Annotated in this window: 11 protein-coding genes; 7 read left to right on the top strand and 4 right to left on the bottom strand. The window is 35.1% G+C overall.

Annotation, left to right across the window (positions count from 1 at the left end):
* Positions 1-6 precede the first annotated feature (6 nt).
* From DOS84_RS06575 to DOS84_RS06565, 3 genes are read left to right on the top strand one after another with little or no spacing between them, the layout of a single operon-like run.
* Complete coding sequence (locus tag DOS84_RS06575) at positions 7-1620, top strand: S8 family serine peptidase (RefSeq protein WP_111409323.1); 1614 nt, start codon at positions 7-9, stop codon at positions 1618-1620.
* A 13-nt stretch (positions 1621-1633) separates the two neighbouring features.
* Entirely contained in the window at positions 1634-2578 is a 945-nt protein-coding gene (locus DOS84_RS06570) for an NAD(P)H-dependent flavin oxidoreductase (protein WP_111409322.1), read from the top strand.
* Between the two features lie 36 nt (positions 2579-2614).
* A complete protein-coding gene (locus tag DOS84_RS06565; RefSeq protein WP_111409321.1) occupies positions 2615-3028 on the top strand; it encodes a hypothetical protein in 414 nt (137 codons plus the stop codon).
* Positions 3029-3039: 11 nt separating this feature from the next.
* Here DOS84_RS06565 and DOS84_RS06560 read toward each other — a convergent pair whose 3' ends face one another.
* Positions 3040-3819 carry a class I SAM-dependent methyltransferase gene (locus tag DOS84_RS06560; protein WP_111409320.1) on the bottom strand — a complete coding sequence of 260 codons (780 nt, stop codon included), beginning with the start codon at positions 3817-3819 and terminating at the stop codon, positions 3040-3042.
* A 332-nt stretch (positions 3820-4151) separates the two neighbouring features.
* On the opposite strand from DOS84_RS06560, the gene pafA reads away from it, so the two are divergent.
* Entirely contained in the window at positions 4152-5768 is a 1617-nt protein-coding gene (gene pafA / locus DOS84_RS06555) for an alkaline phosphatase PafA (RefSeq protein WP_111409319.1), read from the top strand.
* Positions 5769-5909: 141 nt separating this feature from the next.
* The gene (locus DOS84_RS06550; RefSeq protein WP_111409318.1) at positions 5910-6878 is read left to right on the top strand and encodes a c-type cytochrome; all 969 of its coding nucleotides are present in this window, start codon (positions 5910-5912) and stop codon (positions 6876-6878) included.
* Positions 6879-6937: 59 nt separating this feature from the next.
* Here DOS84_RS06550 and lysA read toward each other — a convergent pair whose 3' ends face one another.
* The 3 genes from lysA to gltB form a co-directional block, all read right to left on the bottom strand.
* Complete coding sequence (gene lysA, locus DOS84_RS06545; protein ID WP_111409317.1) at positions 6938-8164, bottom strand: diaminopimelate decarboxylase; 1227 nt, start codon at positions 8162-8164, stop codon at positions 6938-6940.
* Between the two features lie 326 nt (positions 8165-8490).
* Positions 8491-9945, bottom strand: a complete 1455-nt coding sequence (locus DOS84_RS06540; protein WP_111409316.1) for a glutamate synthase subunit beta — start codon at positions 9943-9945, stop codon at positions 8491-8493.
* Between the two features lie 2 nt (positions 9946-9947).
* The gene (gene gltB / locus DOS84_RS06535; protein WP_111409315.1) at positions 9948-14465 is read right to left on the bottom strand and encodes a glutamate synthase large subunit; all 4518 of its coding nucleotides are present in this window, start codon (positions 14463-14465) and stop codon (positions 9948-9950) included.
* A 406-nt stretch (positions 14466-14871) separates the two neighbouring features.
* Here gltB and sucC point away from each other — a divergent pair, with 406 nt between their 5' ends.
* Together sucC and DOS84_RS06525 are read left to right on the top strand one after the other, a co-directional pair.
* Complete coding sequence (sucC, locus tag DOS84_RS06530; RefSeq protein ID WP_111409314.1) at positions 14872-16065, top strand: ADP-forming succinate--CoA ligase subunit beta; 1194 nt, start codon at positions 14872-14874, stop codon at positions 16063-16065.
* A 192-nt stretch (positions 16066-16257) separates the two neighbouring features.
* Positions 16258-17823, top strand: a complete 1566-nt coding sequence (locus tag DOS84_RS06525) for a protein adenylyltransferase SelO (protein ID WP_111409313.1) — start codon at positions 16258-16260, stop codon at positions 17821-17823.
* Positions 17824-17825 lie beyond the last annotated feature (2 nt).

Genomic DNA, 17825 nt, shown 5'->3' with positions numbered 1-17825 from the left:
CAAAACATGAAAAAAATAGTGGTTGTTATTTTGTTCTTTTCCTGTTTTGTGGGATTTTCCCAAGAAGATGCTTGGGTATATTTTAATGCCAAAAATAATTCTCAAAGTTATTATGACAATCCTTTGTTGATGTTTTCGCAAAGAGCCATAGATCGAAGAACTAAGCAAAATATTCCTTTTGATTCGAAAGATATTCCTGTTGATCCAAGTTTTATTAATCAAATAAAAGGGGTTTCCGGAATTACTGTTATGGCCAAATCTAAGTGGCTAAATGCTTTGCATATTCGCGGGGCACAAACAGTTATCAATTCTCTGAAATCTTTCTCATTTGTGGATAAAATTGATTTTGCAAATAAATCACTCAATACGACAGGAAAAAAAGCGGCTTTATATAAAATGAAAGCAGTTAATAAAAAGCTGGAAATAAAAACAGATTTTGCTTACGGTGGTTCTGCCAACCAAATTCAAATGCTTCATGGTGATGTATTACACCAGAAAAATTATACGGGCTCGGGAATGTTAATTGCGGTCATGGATGCAGGTTTTCCAGGAGTTAATGCTGCTCAACCATTCCAAAAACTACAAGCTAACAATCAAATTTTAGGAGGTTATGATTTTGTAAGCAGAAATGCTAATTTTTACACAGGAGATTCACATGGTACGATGGTTCTCTCTTCTATGGGAGGATATAAGGATAGTGCACTTGTTGGGACTGCTCCAGACGCTTCTTATTATTTGTTTCGAACAGAAGATGCTGCAACCGAGAACCCTGTTGAAGAATCCTATTGGGTGGAGGCAGCGGAGAAAGCAGATAGTTTGGGAGTGGATGTTATTAATACCTCATTGGGCTATTTTGAATTTGACAATACGGCTTACAATCATACGTATAATGATATGGATGGCAAAACTGCCTTCATGACACGTGGTGCCGAAATTGCTTTTTCTCGAGGAATGATAGTAGTGGTTTCCGCAGGGAATGAAGGGGCTACTGTAAATCCTCATATTGCAGTTCCTGCTGATGGTATTTCTGTACTTACTGTGGGAGCGGTAAATGCAGCCAAAACGGTAACCAGTTTTAGTTCCATCGGTCCTTCATTTGACGGAAGAGTAAAACCAGATGTTATGGCGCAAGGTCAGGCAGTGGTTTTGTCTGATTCCTCTGGGAACATTGTAACGGCAAATGGGACTTCTTTTTCGAGTCCAATTACGGCAGGAATGGTGGCCTGCTTGTGGCAAGCGTTTCCAAATAAAACCAATAAAGAAATTAAAGATTTAATTGTGAAATCAGCCGATAGATATACTTCGCCGAATAATCAGTATGGGTACGGAATTCCTGATTTCAGCATGGCTTTGTCCAATGGCTTAGGAATTAATGATTTTTCTATAAAAGATGTTTTTCTGTATCCCAATCCAACGACTGATATAAGTACGGTTTCTTTTTACCAAAGTTTTGACACAGGTATTCTGCGTGTTTATTCATTATTAGGTCAGAAAATAAGGGAACAGATAATCACTAAATCTTCGCCAACTATTTCATTAAAAGCATTGCAAGCTGGAATCTATATTTATGAAATAGATTGTAATGGCAATGTGACTACCGGAAAACTAATCAAACAATAAGTAACTTTTACATATGAACAAAATTACAAGTCTTTTCAATATTAAATATCCTATTATCCAGGCAGGAATGATTTGGAACAGTGGTTATAAATTAGCCAGCGCCGTTAGTAATGCAGGAGGATTGGGCTTGATTGGTGCCGGTTCTATGTATCCAGAAATATTAAGAGAGCATATCCAAAAATGTAAAAAAGCAACTGATAAACCATTTGGTGTCAATGTTCCCATGTTGTATCCAAATATTGAAGAAATAATGAAAATTATTGTCGATGAAGGAGTTAAAATCGTTTTTACATCAGCAGGGAATCCTAAAACCTGGACTCCTTTTTTGAAAGCAAATGGAATAACAGTTGTGCATGTAGTGAGTAGTTCTGTTTTTGCCTTGAAAGCTCAAGATGCAGGGGTTGATGCTGTGGTTGCCGAGGGATTTGAGGCTGGTGGACACAATGGACGCGAGGAAACGACGACCTTTACTTTGATTCCGATGGTAAAAGATAAAATTTCTATTCCGCTAATTGCTGCGGGGGGGATAGCCACAGGTCGTGGAATGCTTGCCGCAATGGTTCTTGGGGCAGATGGAGTGCAAGTGGGAAGTAGATTTGCTGCTTCATTGGAGTCTTCTTCACATCAAAAATTTAAGGAAACCATTATTGGGGTTCACGAAGGTGATACGCAGTTGACTCTGAAAGAACTTGCGCCAGTGCGGTTGATTAAAAATAAATTTTATCAAGATGTACAGAAATTGTATGAAAAATGTCCGACTAAAGAAGAATTGGCTAGTCTACTAGGAAGGGCTAGAGCAAAAAGAGGAATGTTTGAAGGGGATTTGATTGAAGGTGAATTGGAAATTGGTCAAATAGCGGGGCTAATCAAAGAAATATTGCCGGCAAAAGATATAGTAAATGAGATGATTGCCGAATTTGAACAAGCAAAGCGAGAAGTAGTTTCATTTGGTTTTTAAAATTATTACATTTGTTTTCATGCAAATTTTAAGATAATGAGTAAGTTAAAAATAGGGTCTATATTATTGTTCCTTTTTTTTGGATTGAATTATGGATTTAGTCAATCCTATAAATTCAAAACAACGGGGTTAAGTGTTTCAGTAAAAGAGGGGAAAAGCAAATTTGGTGATTGGAGCGAATTAAAACCAGTGAGTATATTGGTAAATTTGGATACCAACAAAAATAGAATTGTGATTTATTCGGAAGTAATTCAGTTGTTTGAAATTATAGAATCTCTTCCTGCCGAAGAAAGCGCAACTGATCTTGTTTATCCATTTGTTTGTAAAGATAATAATGGAGAAGATTGTACTCTTTCCTTTATTACCCGAAAAAAACAAGATAACAGGAAACAGTTATATGTTAAATATGAAGATAGGGTATTCGCTTACAATATTGTTAATTTTGAATAAAAAAAAGTTGACTACTCTTTTTTAATCCTGATTTGCATCGCATAATCATAAGGGTCAAGAGGCGTGAAAATTATATTTTCAGGTTTTACAAACGGTAAATAGTTTTTAATTTTTTCTTGGGTAAATCTTTGCGACCAAAATTGTTCTTTGGTAGCAGTAAAGCTATCGCTGGTATTTGTGATTATTTTCATTCCCATTTTTTGATAGGATTGCTCCTGTTTTTTTCGGGTGTTGTCATTGTCAATGTAGCAGGCGCCAAGAATTATTTCTCCATTTGGTTGTAGTAAAGAATAAGCATTTGAAAAAATAGTTGTAAATTTTTCATTCTTTGATAAATCCAATCTTTTATGAGAATCATTATACTCATTGAAAGGGAAATTATCGGGATAAAAATTGCCAGGAGTAAACCAAGTACAAATGATTAAATCATATTTTTTCTGCAGCTGATTTAAATTGACAGCATCGAGTAGATGTACTTTTAGTTTGTCTTCAATGTGCAGTTCTTCGGCTGTTGCCTGTGAAAGTTTTATACAGGCTTCGGCATTATCTGTACCTTCGTAGTTTTCAATCATCTTCCACATTTCGGGAATGGCACTTAAATGACGTGCTATTCTTGCACTTCCTATTCCAATGTCCAAAAGGGTAAGTGGACTTCCTTTTTTTAAATATACTTCGGATATAACTTTTTTGAGTTCCGTAAATTCGGCCCATTGGGCTTGTAATAGATCTTCGGATAAATAAGTGTCATCAAATGATTTTTGAACGGTATTTTCGTTGTCGTACATGTTCATAGTCAGTGGTTTTATATTCAAATTTAATATTTATTTTTTGTTTTAGCTTATGAAAATGAAAGTTCTTAATTTCTCCAAAAGTTCTCGATTGCAGTGCGTGAGGGATAGAAGCTAGCTACCGAAGTAGCGCGAATAGCCCGACAACATTAGGGAAAGAGGCCGAATACCCGCAAAGTTGAGTTGGCCTCTTTCCCTAGTGGTGTCACGCCCAGATTATTTTGATGATTTACTAATTTTTGGTTATTAATGGGTTAATTTATTGTATTAGTTATTTTGTTTTAGACTTTTTTTACAAGATAAAGTGTATTTTTGTGTACTATTAAAAATTTATTATGAGAAAAATTGTTTTGTTTTTAGTATGTGTTTTTTCTATTAGTAGTCAAGCACAACAGCGCCCTAAATTGGTTGTTGGAATCGTTGTAGATCAAATGAAAATGGAGTATTTGTATCGTTTTTCGGATGATTTTTCAAATAATGGTTTTAAAAGACTGATGGACAAAGGGTTTACTTTTTATAATATGAATTATAATTATGTACCTACGTTTACTGCTCCTGGACATGCTTCCATCTACACAGGTACGACACCTGCTGTGCATGGAATCATTGGCAACGATTGGTACATTCGTTCTGCGGGAAAAAACATGTATTGCACGGATGATGCCAGCGTTAAAACGCTAGTTGAAGGTACTGAAAAAGAAGGGGCGATGTCTCCAAAAAACCTTTTGAGTACTACAATTACTGATGAATTGCGAATGGCAACTAACTTTAATGGGAAAGTGATTGGTTTGAGTATTAAAGATCGTGGAGCTATTTTGCCAGCGGGCCATTTTGCGAATTGGGCATTTTGGTGTACTAAATCGGGAGCGTTTATTTCAAGTAGTTTTTATGGGGATAAAATGCCAGATTGGGTTACTCAGTTCAACAGTGAAAAGAATTATATGAAATATATTCAGAAAGGATGGAGTTTGTTGAAGCCGATTGATACGTACAACGAAAGTTTGCCTGATAATAATCCATATGAAGGAAGATTAGACAAATCGTTGCCTCCGGTATTTCCTTATGATTTGAATAAGATTTATAAAGAGACTGGAATGGAAATCTTGAAGAGCACTCCATTTGGAAATGATTTTTTGGCTGAATTAGCCATGAGAGCCATTGATAAAGAAGAATTGGGGAAAGACAATATTACAGATTTCTTGACAGTAAGTTTTTCTTCAACTGATTATGTTGGGCATACTTTTGGTCCAAGATCTATGGAGATTCAAGATACTTATTTGCGTTTGGATATTACCATTGCTGCATTTTTGGATTATTTGGATAAAACGGTCGGTAAGGATAATTACTTAGTTTTCTTAACTGCGGATCATGCGGTTGCCGAAAATCCGATTTATTTGAAGGATCATAAATACAATGTGACTAATATTTCGTCGAAGGATATTTTTGCTTCATTGAATAAGTTTTCGATGGATACTTTTGGCGTTAATTTAGTGTTGAATTATTCAAATTTTAATGTTTATTTAAACAGGGAGGTTATTAAGGAAAAAGGTTTGGAATTAACTAAAGTTAAACAAAGTTTCAAAGATTTTTTAATGACGCAAGTGTATGTAAAAAGAGTTTATACAGAGGAAGAGATTTTGGCTGCTACAGGACAAGATTATTACTTGAATTTTATTTTTAAAGGATTTGATCCTAAACAAAATGGAGATCTTGTTATTGTTGAAGGTGCAGGGTATTTGGAAAGTATAGAAACGGGTACTACGCACGGAACTCCTAATAGTTATGATACTAATGTGCCTTTACTTTTTTACGGATGGCATGTTCCGCAAGGAGAGTCAAATAAAAAAGAATACATAACAGAAATAGCACCTACGCTTTCTAAAATGTTAAAGATTACTACCCCAAATGGTTCAGAATCTCAAGTGTTAGAAGAATTGTTTGTTAAAAAATAATTGATTATTTTCGGTATTTTAAATCCCATTCGTTTCCACGAATGGGATTTTTAGTTTTATAACTTTTTTTCTTATTTTTGAAATAATATTACTATGTAAAACTGTTAAATTTTAATTTTTTTGTTGATATAGATAAGAATTATGAAGAAAATTATTAAAAGAGTTTTGTTGCTGCTTGTCTTATCGGTGATGGCTATTTTATTGTATGTAAAATTTGCTTTGCCTAATGTTGGGAAAATAGAATATCTGAATGTTAAACCAACGGCAAGTCGATTGGAACGAGGAAAGTATCTTGCAACCCATGTTTGCGTTTGTATTGATTGTCATTCCACTCGTAATTGGAATGAATTTTCGGGACCATTGGTAGATGGGACTATAGGAAAAGGAGGTGAAGTTTTCGATCAAAGATTTGGTTTTCCGGGCAGTTTTTATGCAAAAAACATTACGCCTTCTGGTATTGGTGATTGGACAGATGGAGAAGTTTTGAGAGCAATTGCTAATGGTGTTTCAAAAAATGGTGAAGCTTTGTTTCCAATAATGCCACATCCTCATTTTGGGCGAATGGATAAAGATGATTTGGAATCTATTATCGTGTATTTGAGATCCTTGAAACCTATTGAAAATGTAGTTCCCGAATCAAAGGCCGATTTTCCAATGAATTTTGTAATTAACACCCTTCCAAAGGAGCCTCATTTTTCCAATAAACCAAATGAAAGTGACACTGTTGCTTACGGTGGTTATTTATTCAATGCTGCTTCTTGCTCAGAATGCCATACGAAACAAGAAAAAGGAAAACCTATTGAAGGCATGGAATTGGCAGGTGGTTTTGAGTTTCCAATGATTACTGGTGGTATCGCACGTTCGGCCAATATTACTCAAGATAAAGCTACTGGAATTGGGAAATGGTCTGAAACTGACTTTGTAAAACGCTTTAAATCATATGCGGATAGTACTTATGTATCCACTAAAGTTTCGAAAGGGAATTTTAATACTGTTATGCCTTGGACAATGTATGGTGGGATGAAGGAAAAAGATTTAAAAGCAATTTATGCCTATTTGAAAACGATAAAACCAATACAAAATAGTGTTGAGAAGTTTACTAATCTTTAGCGATGTGTTTTAAAAAAAATCCCGTCTCGCCTTTTTAGGACGAGACGGGATTTTTTATTTTAAACTGTTGCAGCAGTAGCAGCTACAGGCAACGGAATTTGATTTTGAAGTAAGTCTTCGAATTTTTCATGAGCTCTAATTAAATACCCTTGTCCATTCATCCATAAAACCTCTGCAGGTTTGTATCTTGAATTGTAGTTGGAAGACATTGAGAAGCAATACGCTCCAGCATTGCGGAAACATAAAATATCTCCTTCTTTAATTTCAGAAATTCTTCTGTTGGTTGCAAATGTATCTGTTTCACAAATGTATCCTACAACCGAGTAAAAGCGCTCTTTTCCTTTAGGATTCGATATGTTTTCTATAAAATGTTGTGAACCATAAAGCATTGGTCTAATTAAATGATTGAAACCACTGTCAATACCTGCAAATACAGTTGAAGTTGTTTGTTTAACAACATTTACTTTAGCCAAAAAGAATCCGGCTTCACTTACTAAAAATTTACCTGGCTCAAATATTAGAGTCAAATCTTTACCATATTCAGTACAGAAGGCGTTGAATCTTTTTGATAATTTTTTACCTAATTCGTCAATGTCAGTAGCAATATCATCTTTTTTATAAGGGACTTTAAATCCACTTCCGAAATCTAAAAATTCTAGATTTTTGAAGTTTTTGGCGGCGTCAAATAAAATTTCGGCAGCATATAAAAATACTTCAATATCCAATATGTCTGAACCGGTATGCATGTGAATACCTACTATGTTCATATTTGTATTTTCAACGATACGAACCAAATGAGGCAATTGATGAACAGATATCCCAAATTTACTATCAATATGTCCTACCGAAATATTGGCATTTCCGCCTGCCATTACGTGTGGGTTGATACGAATACAAACCGGAACGTGTGGATGTTTTGCACCAAATTGCTCTAATATAGATAAGTTGTCAATGTTGATTTGAACTCCTAGTGCATGTACTTCTTCAATTTCTTCAAGAGATACACCATTTGGAGTGTAAAATATTTTTTCTGGTGCATAACCAGCATGTAAACCTAACAGTACTTCTTGTATAGAAACAGTATCTAATCCAGATCCCATATCTCTCAATAATTGGAGTATGGCAACATTAGACAATGCTTTCATTGCGTAATTGATGCGTAAATTAGGAACTTTAGAAAAAGCCTTCGTTAATCGATTATACTGGGATTGTATTTTTTCGGCATCATACACATAAAGTGGACTTCCAAATTGTTCTGCTAAGTGTAGTAAATCGTTTGCTTGCATCTTGATCTTGCTTATTATTTTTTGACAAATTTATTATTCTTTGGTATTACGACCAAACAATTTGTGGTTATTTAACAAATTATAACAAATTGTTTAAATTATAACAATTAGTTCTTGTTTGTGAATTTTTTTAACTTTATTCTAAAATTCTAAATTTATTTCGGAAGTTTATTAAATGTGTTTTTATATTGATAAAACAGTATTCAGTTAACGTTTGTTTTGTTGAATAATTAAATTTTTAACGAAGTTTGAATTCTGGTCATCTTAAAAAAATAAATCCCTTGACAAAAATGATATCAAGGGATTTTTAATTTTTATTTCAAATCTTATAAAGCGGGTAAATCGCCATTACCTTTTGTTGGCAAATTGGTAAAGCCCATTAAGTACAAATCAACTTCTCTAGCTGCTTCACGACCTTCAGAGATGGCCCATACAATTAAAGACTGACCTCTTCTCATATCACCAGCTGTGAAAATATGTGGCACATTAGTTCGATAGTTGGTTGCTTTATAGTTAGTTCTAATATCGACTTCTATACCTAATTGTTCAGCTAATGTTTTTTCCGGACCTGTAAATCCAAGGGCTAACAAAGCCAAATCGCAAGGCCAAATTTTCTCGGAACCTTCTTTTTCTATTAATTCAGGTCTTTGTCCCGGGACCATTTTCCAAGCCACTTCAACGGTTTTCAATCCAACTAATTCACCTTTTTCGTTAGCAAGGAATTCTTTAGTATTAATCAACCAGTTTCTGTTGCATCCTTCTTCATGAGATGAAGATGTTTTTAATTGCAACGGCCAAAATGGCCATGGTGTAGTTTCGCTTCTTCCTACTGGAGGTTTTGGCATGATTTCAAAATTTGTCACCGATTTTGCACCGTGTCTATTTGAAGTTCCAACACAATCTGATCCTGTATCTCCACCACCGATAACGATTACATCTTTTCCGGTAGCTAATACTTGGTCTTCAATTTTTTCTCCGTACAATACTTTGGTTTGTTGAGTCAAGAAATCCATGGCTTGAACAACACCTTTGCTATCGGCACCTTTAGTAGGTAAACCTCTTCTTTCGGTCGCTCCACCGCATAATACGATTGAATCAAAAGCTTCTAATTCTTCTACACTAAAGTTTACACCTACATTTACATTTGTTTTGAAAACAATTCCTTCAGCTTCCAATACTTTTACACGTCTATCGATAATTCCTTTTTCTAATTTGAAATTTGGAATTCCGTAACGTAATAAACCGCCTATTGCATTGTCTCTTTCGAAAACGGTAACGGTATGACCTGCACGATTCAATTGTTGCGCAGCAGCCAATCCAGCTGGGCCAGATCCAACGACTGCAACAGTTTTTCCAGTTCTTTTTTCTGGTGTTTGTGGTTTGATCCAACCTTCGGCAAAACCTCTTTCGATTATATTTTTTTCAATATTTTCGATCGCAACCGGTTCTTGTATAATTCCTAGTACACATGATTTTTCGCATGGAGCAGGACATAAACGGCCTGTGAATTCGGGGAAGTTATTCGTAGATTGTAGAATCTGCAATGCACTCTCCCATTCTTCTTGGTGAACCATGTCATTAAAATCAGGAATTAAATTCCCTAATGGACAGGAGCTGTGACAAAAAGGAATTCCACAATCCATGCATCTGGAACCTTGCTCTTTGATTTTTTCTTTTGTTAACGGAATTGTAAACTCATTATAATTTGTTACTCTTTCTTGAACAGCAACGTTACTTTCGTCGGCTCTATTATATTCTTTAAATCCTCCTATTTTACCCATGACTATTGTGCTATTAATTCTTGAATTTGCTTTTCTTCTGCCAATCTTTGTAATGCTTTTTTGTAATCTGTTGGCATCACTTTAATGAAATGTTTGCTTTCGTTTTCCCAATCTCCTAAAAGACGTTTCGCTAAAGGGCTATTGGTATACATCGAATGATTTCTGATTAGGCGTCTTAATTTGGCTAAATCTTCTTCTTCTAATGTTTCTAAGGCAACCATTTCCATATTGCACAATCCATTTTCAAATTTCTTTTTGTCATCATAAACATAAGCAACACCACCGCTCATACCTGCAGCGAAGTTTCTACCTGTTTTTCCAAGGACAACTACTGTTCCACCAGTCATGTATTCACAACCATGATCTCCAATTCCTTCAACAACTGCCGTTGCTCCAGAATTTCGAACGGCAAAACGTTCTCCAGCCATACCATTAATATAGGCTTCTCCAGTAATTGCACCATAAAGTGCCACGTTACCAATTATGATGTTGTCTTCAGGTTTGAAAGTAGCTGTAGGAGGGACTTTTATAATTAATTTTCCTCCAGATAGACCTTTTCCTAAATAATCATTACAGTTTCCGTGTATTTTGAATGATAAACCATTAGTGGCAAATGCTCCAAAACTTTGTCCAGCAGAACCTGTAAAGTCAACAAGAATAGTATCTTCCGGCAATCCTTGAGCACCATATATTTTTGAAATTTCATTACTTAAAATCGCACCTACTGAACGGTCAGTATTTTTGATGTCAAACGTAACTCTGGTTCTTTCTTTTCTATAGATTGAAGGAATTGCTGCTTTAATGATATCAAAGTCAAGAACATTTTCTAATGCGTGATCTTGTGTAGTAGTATTATGGTTTGGAACTGTTTTTGCTTTTTCTGGTTTATAAAGAATGGTAGATAAATCCAATCCATTTGCTTTATAATGCTTAATAGCTTTATTGACATTCAATTTTTGAGATTGTCCAACCATTTCTTTCAATGTTCTAAAACCAAGTTGAGCCATGATTTCTCTTAACTCTTCGGCAATAAAATACATGAAGTTAATAACGTGCTCAGGTGTTCCTTTGAAATTTTTTCTCAATTCTGGATCTTGTGTTGCAATACCTACAGGGCAAGTATTCAAGTGACAAGCTCTCATCATTATACAACCAGAGGCTACAAGAGGGGCAGTTGCAAATCCAAATTCTTCTGCTCCAAGTAAAGCTGCGATAGCAACGTCACGTCCTGTTTTTAATTGACCATCACATTCTAAAACCACACGGCTTCTTAAATCATTCAAGATTAAAGTTTGTTGCGCTTCGGCAAGACCAAGTTCCCATGGAATACCTGTGTGTTGCAATGATGTCAATGGAGCAGCACCAGTTCCTCCGTCATATCCTGAAATCAAGATAACATCGGCTTTTGCTTTGGCAACACCTGCAGCGATTGTTCCAACCCCAACTTCAGCAACCAACTTAACGTTTACTCTCGCTTCACGATTGGCATTTTTTAAATCAAATATCAATTGAGATAAATCTTCAATAGAATAAATATCGTGGTGTGGAGGAGGAGAAATAAGACCTACATAAGGAGTAGAGTTTCTTGTTTCGGCAATCCAAGGCACTACTTTTTCACCTGGTAATTGTCCACCTTCCCCAGGTTTTGCACCTTGAGCCATTTTGATTTGAATCTCTTGAGCATTTGTCAAATAATTTATCGAAACTCCAAATCTTCCAGAAGCAACTTGTTTGATGGCACTGTTTTTAGAGTCTCCATTCATTTCTTTTTGGAAACGTTTGGCATTTTCTCCACCTTCACCTGAATTACTTTTTCCACCAATTCTGTTCATGGCAATCGCTAGATTCTCATGCGCTTCTTGGCTAATGGATCCATAAGACATTGCACCAGTTTTGAATTTTTTTACAATTTCAGTCCAAGGTTCTACTTCGTCAATAGAGATAGGATCAAGATTGTTGAATTCAAATAAACCTCTTATGGTCATCAAGTTTTCACTTTGATCATTTACCATCTTAGAGTATTCTTTATAACTTTCTGGGCTATTCAATCGAACAGCTTGTTGTAGTTTAGAAATAGTAGTTGGATTAAACATGTGTTTTTCACCGTTTCTTCTCCATCTGTAAATACCTCCGATTTCTAATGGCAGCAGATTTGCAATTTCTGCTTTTGGAAATGCATTTTGGTATCTTTTCTTAACTTCTCTTTCAATTTCCATAAGTCCAATACCTTCAATTCTGGAAGGAGTGTAAGGAAAATATTTAGAAGTGAATGTTTTGTTTAAACCTAAAATTTCAAAAATTTGAGCAGCTCTATAGGAATGTAAAGTAGAGATACCAATTTTATTCATGATTTTTAAAATACCTTTTGCAATCGCTTTATTATAGTTTGTAATTGCATAATCTGCTTTTACTCCTGTAATAAATCCTTGGTTTACTTGGTCATGAAGAATTTCATTTACCATATAAGGATTGATGGCGCTGGCACCGTATCCAAATAATAAAGCAAAATGATGTGGTTCACGTGGTTCAGCAGATTCGATTATAATACCAAACTTAGAACGAACTTTTAGAATGTTCAGAGAGTGGTGAATATAAGAAGTAGCCAATAACATTGGAATTGGTGCTAATTCTTTGCTTACGCCTCTGTCAGATAAGATAACAATATTGCATCCTTCGGAAACCGCTTTGAAAGTAGCTTGTACACATTTTTCTAAAGCACGCTCCATACCATTTACTCCTTTTTCTATTTTGTATAAAGTAGAAATGGTAACTGATTTGAAATCGGAATGGTCAATGCTTCTTATTTTATCCAAATCCTCATTAGAGATCACAGGATTTTGAATTTTAATTTTTTTACAGTGAATATCGGTAATGTCAAAGATGTTGTAATCCCCACCAATTGCCAAACTTGTGTCAGTAATTATTTCTTCACGAATACCATCCAGCGGAGGATTGGTTACTTGTGCAAATAATTGCTTGAAATAGTTGTATAATAATTGAGGTTGATCTGATAATACTGCAAGAGGGGTGTCATTACCCATAGAACTCAATGCTTCATTACCTTGGGCACCCATTGGATTAATAATCGTTTTTAAATCCTCAATTGTGTAACCAAAAAGACGTTGTCTTGTTTCAAAATCTATTTTTTCAGTTGGAATTGGATTGTTCGTATAAGGAATTTTAGCCAATTGCAATAAATTTTTATCTAACCATTCTCTATAAGGACGTTTAGTCACTACTGAATGCTTGATTTCTTCGTCCTCTATAATACGACCTTCGTTCATGTCAACAAGGAACATTTTTCCTGGTTCCAATCTTCCGTGTTGTACCACATCTTCTGGTTTTATGTCAAGAACACCAATCTCTGATGACATGATTACAAATCCACTTTTTGTTAATGTATAACGAGAAGGACGCAATCCATTTCTATCCAATAACGCTCCAATTACGTTTCCGTCTGTAAATGGAATAGACGCTGGACCATCCCATGGCTCCATGATACAAGCATTGTATTCGTAGAATGCTTTCTTTTCATCCGACATGGTTTTGTGTTTTTCCCATGCTTCAGGAACGACCATCATCATAACTTCCGGTAAAGAACGTCCAGTCATTAATAACAACTCAACAACCATATCCATCGAAGCTGAATCTGATTTTCCTTCCAAGATTATTGGGAATAATTTTTTTAGATCTTCTCCAAAAACATCACTTTTCATCAATTCTTCACGAGCACGCATTCTGCTTACGTTTCCTCTCAAAGTATTGATTTCTCCATTGTGACACATGTATCTAAATGGTTGTGCCAAATCCCAAGAAGGGAAAGTGTTTGTAGAGAAACGTTGGTGAACCAAAGCTAAACGGGTCACTAAGTCGCTATCTAATAAGTCAGTGTAGTATCTGCTGATGTCTTCCGGCATCAATAAACCTTTATATATAATAGTAGTAGTAGAACAACTTGAAAAGTAAAACATGTGACTTTCCGAAGTTCTTGAATTACGTATTGTGTGTTCAGCAATTTTTCTGGCCAAAAATAATTTGGCGTTGAATTGTTGTTCTGTGATATCTAGACCGTTTTTACCAACAAATACTTGTTTAACGGTTGGTTCTTTTTCTGCGGCAATCTGTCCTAAATTGGAAACATCAACAGGAACATCTCTCCATCCTAATATAGATAGATTTTGATCTTTTATAGCGTCTTCGAAAGTGGTTTTACAAAATGCCACTTGGTTTGGGCTTTTAGGCATGAAAACCATCCCTACTGCATATTCTCTAACTTCCGGGATTTCAAAATCACAAACTTTCTTAAAGAATGCGTGTGGGATATCAAATAAGATTCCAGCACCATCTCCAGTTCTTCCATCAGAGCTTACAGCTCCACGATGTTCTAACTTTATAAGGATATCTAGCGCTTTATGAATAATATCATTAGACTTAATTCCGTTCAAATTACATATAAATCCTGCGCCACAGTTGTCGTGTTCAAATTCGGGTAAATAAAGGCCTTGTTCTTTAACTCTCATGCTTGATATTTTTTTTTACAAAATTAAAGATTTCATAACATATAACTAGTGAATACAGTGTTTAGGTTCTATTTTTGTTATAAAATTAAAAAAGGTATGAATATTTGATAATAATGCTGAATTTTGCTTTCTGAATTGATATATCATCAAAAAATATTTTTATAAATTTTAAAAACTCTTGATTTTTGTAATAAATATAGGATTATACTTTTTGTGGATAATTATTTTAACAAAAATGCTGAGAATATTTAAATTTTTTACACTATAACGATTGAGATAAAAGATTCGCTATTTTTTATATTTATATGTTATTATAATTAAAAAAAATTTCAATTAAATTAAATTTTGCTATTTTTGTGCCACTTTTATTCTGAAATAGATTCAGAATCCAGACAAATTCTATATTATGAACATACACGAATATCAAGGAAAAGAAATTTTAGCTAGCTATGGAGTTCGCATTCAACGCGGAATTGTAGCCAATAGTCCAGTAGAAGCTGTAGCTGCCGCAAAACAATTAACTACCGAAACTGGTACAAGTTGGTATGTTGTAAAAGCCCAAATACACGCAGGTGGTCGTGGAAAAGGTGGTGGAGTAAAGCTTGCCAAAGGAATTGACAAAGTAGAAGGAATTGCAGAAGAAATAATCGGAATGCAATTAATCACACCTCAAACTTCTGCTGAAGGAAAAAAAGTGCACAAAGTTTTAATCGCTGAGGATGTTTATTATCCAGGTGAAAGTGAAACTTCTGAGTTTTATGTTTCTGTTCTTTTGAATAGAGCTACAGGACGTAATATGATCATGTATTCTACTGAAGGTGGAATGGATATCGAAGAAGTGGCAGAACATACTCCACACTTAATTTTCACAGAAGAAATTGATCCTGCTGTTGGATTGCAAGGTTTTCAAGCAAGAAGAATTGCTTTTAACTTAGGTCTTTCTGGAAATGCATTCAAAGAAATGGTTAAATTCATCGATTCATTGTACAATGCTTACATTGGTTCTGATGCTTCTATGTTTGAAATTAACCCAGTATTAAAAACTTCGGATGATAAAATTTTAGCTGTAGATGCTAAAGTAAATATCGATGATAATGCTTTATACAGACAAAAGAAATATGCTGATATGCGTGACGTTCGTGAGGAAAATCCAATCGAGGTTGAAGCGAAAGAAGTGGGATTGAACTATGTAGATCTTGACGGTACAGTTGGATGCATGGTAAACGGTGCTGGTCTTGCAATGGCAACCATGGATTTAATTAAGTACGCTGGTTTTGAGCCTGCAAATTTCCTTGATGTAGGTGGAACTGCTGATGCAAAACGTGTTGAAACTGCTTTCCGTATTATCTTGAAAGATGTAAACGTAAAAGCAATTTTGATTAATATTTTTGGTGGAATCGTTCGTTGTGACCGTGTGGCACAAGGAGTTGTTGATGCTTATAAAAACATGGGTGATGCAATAAAAGTGCCAATTATTGTTCGTTTGCAAGGTACAAATGCTGCTATTGCAAAAGAATTAATTGACAATTCTGGAATGCCAATTTTATCCGCTGTTGAATTCCAAGAGGCTGCAGACCAAGTTAAAGCGGCGCTTTCTTAATTAGTAGAGATTTTTTATATATTTATAATAAAACCTGAGCGTCAAAGCTCAGGTTTTTTTGTTTTATAGATTTATAACCAAAATGATTTTGGTTATAAAATAAAATTATCATTACCGAATAATTAAGTGCAAATTATCGAATACCTTTACAGTACTAGTTGTAATTATGCTAGTTTATATATCTGTTGCCAAATGAAACTTCATACACAAAATAATTTCACTTCCGAATTGCCTGCCGATCCAAGTGAAATCAATATCCCGAGACAGGTTGAACAAGCTTGTTTTTCTTATGTAGAACCAAAAAAGCCTTCAAATCCGTCTTTGGTCCATGCTTCGGTTGAGGTGGCCAATTCTTTAGGATTGTCTCAAGAAGATATTCTTTCAGATGATTTTCTAAATACTTTTTCTGGGAATGCCATTTATCCAAAAACAAAACCATACGCTTTAGCTTATGCTGGGCATCAGTTTGGGAATTGGGCAGGACAGTTGGGAGATGGCCGTGCGATTAATCTAACCGAAGTACTGCATGATGATAAATTGTATACCGTGCAATTAAAAGGAGCAGGCCCTACACCATATTCGCGAACAGCTGATGGATTTGCAGTATTGCGTTCTTCTATTAGAGAGCATTTGTGTGCCGAAGCCATGCATTATCTTGGAGTTCCAACAACACGCTCGCTTTCGCTAGTGCTTTCTGGAGACCAGGTTTTAAGGGATGTATTGTATAATGGAAATCCTGCATACGAAAAAGGAGCCATAGTTTGTAGAGTGGCGCCTTCGTTTATTCGTTTTGGAAATTTTGAATTATTTGCTTCAAGAAAAGATCACGCTACACTTCAATTATTAGCAGATTATAGCATCAAACACCATTTTTCGGAAATTAAAAGTGAAGGTGTCGAAAAATATTTAGACTTTTTTAAAATGGTAACTCAGACTACTCTTGATATGATTGTGCAATGGCAGCGAGTAGGTTTTGTTCATGGTGTTATGAATACCGATAATATGTCGATTCACGGCATTACGATTGATTATGGACCGTATGGATGGTTGGAAGATTACAACCCGAATTGGACTCCCAATACAACCGATAGAGAATATAAAAGATACCGATTTGGCAATCAACCCGATATTGCTTTGTGGAATTTATACCAATTAGCTAATGCTTTATATCCCTTAATTAATGAAGCCAAACCGCTTGAAGCTATTTTGAATGGCTTTGGTAGTGGCTATCAAAGAGAATATTTGAATATGATGCGCAATAAGCTTGGTCTCAAAATAAGCAAGGACGAGGATGCCGTTTTAATTGAAGGTTTGACGGAGCTTCTTCAGGTGGTTGAAACCGATATGACGATTTTCTTTAGAAATCTTGGTAGTGTTCAAAAAGAGGATTCAATCGAAGCTACTTTGGATAAAATCAAAGAAGCTTTTTATAATGAAAAAGATCTCAACGAATCTATTCTGAATAAATGGCATACTTGGTTACAACAATATATTAAGCGAATCAATCAAGAAACGCTTACCGACGATGAAAGAAAACTCTTTATGAATTTGGTAAATCCCAAATATGTATTGCGAAATTATATGGCGCAGTTGAGTATTGATGCTGCGGATAAAGGAGATTATTCTTTGCTGAATGAACTGTTTGAATTGCTTAAAAAGCCTTATGATGAACAACTAGAGAGTCAAAAATGGTTTGCAAAAAGACCTGATTGGGCCAGAGATAAAGTAGGTTGTTCCATGTTAAGCTGCAGTTCTTAAAT

The sequence above is a fragment of the Flavobacterium aquariorum genome, assembly GCF_003254745.1.
GTDB classification, from domain to species: domain Bacteria; phylum Bacteroidota; class Bacteroidia; order Flavobacteriales; family Flavobacteriaceae; genus Flavobacterium; species Flavobacterium aquariorum.
Note: the sequence above shows the minus strand (reverse complement) of the source record. Positions and strands in the feature narration are given on the sequence as shown.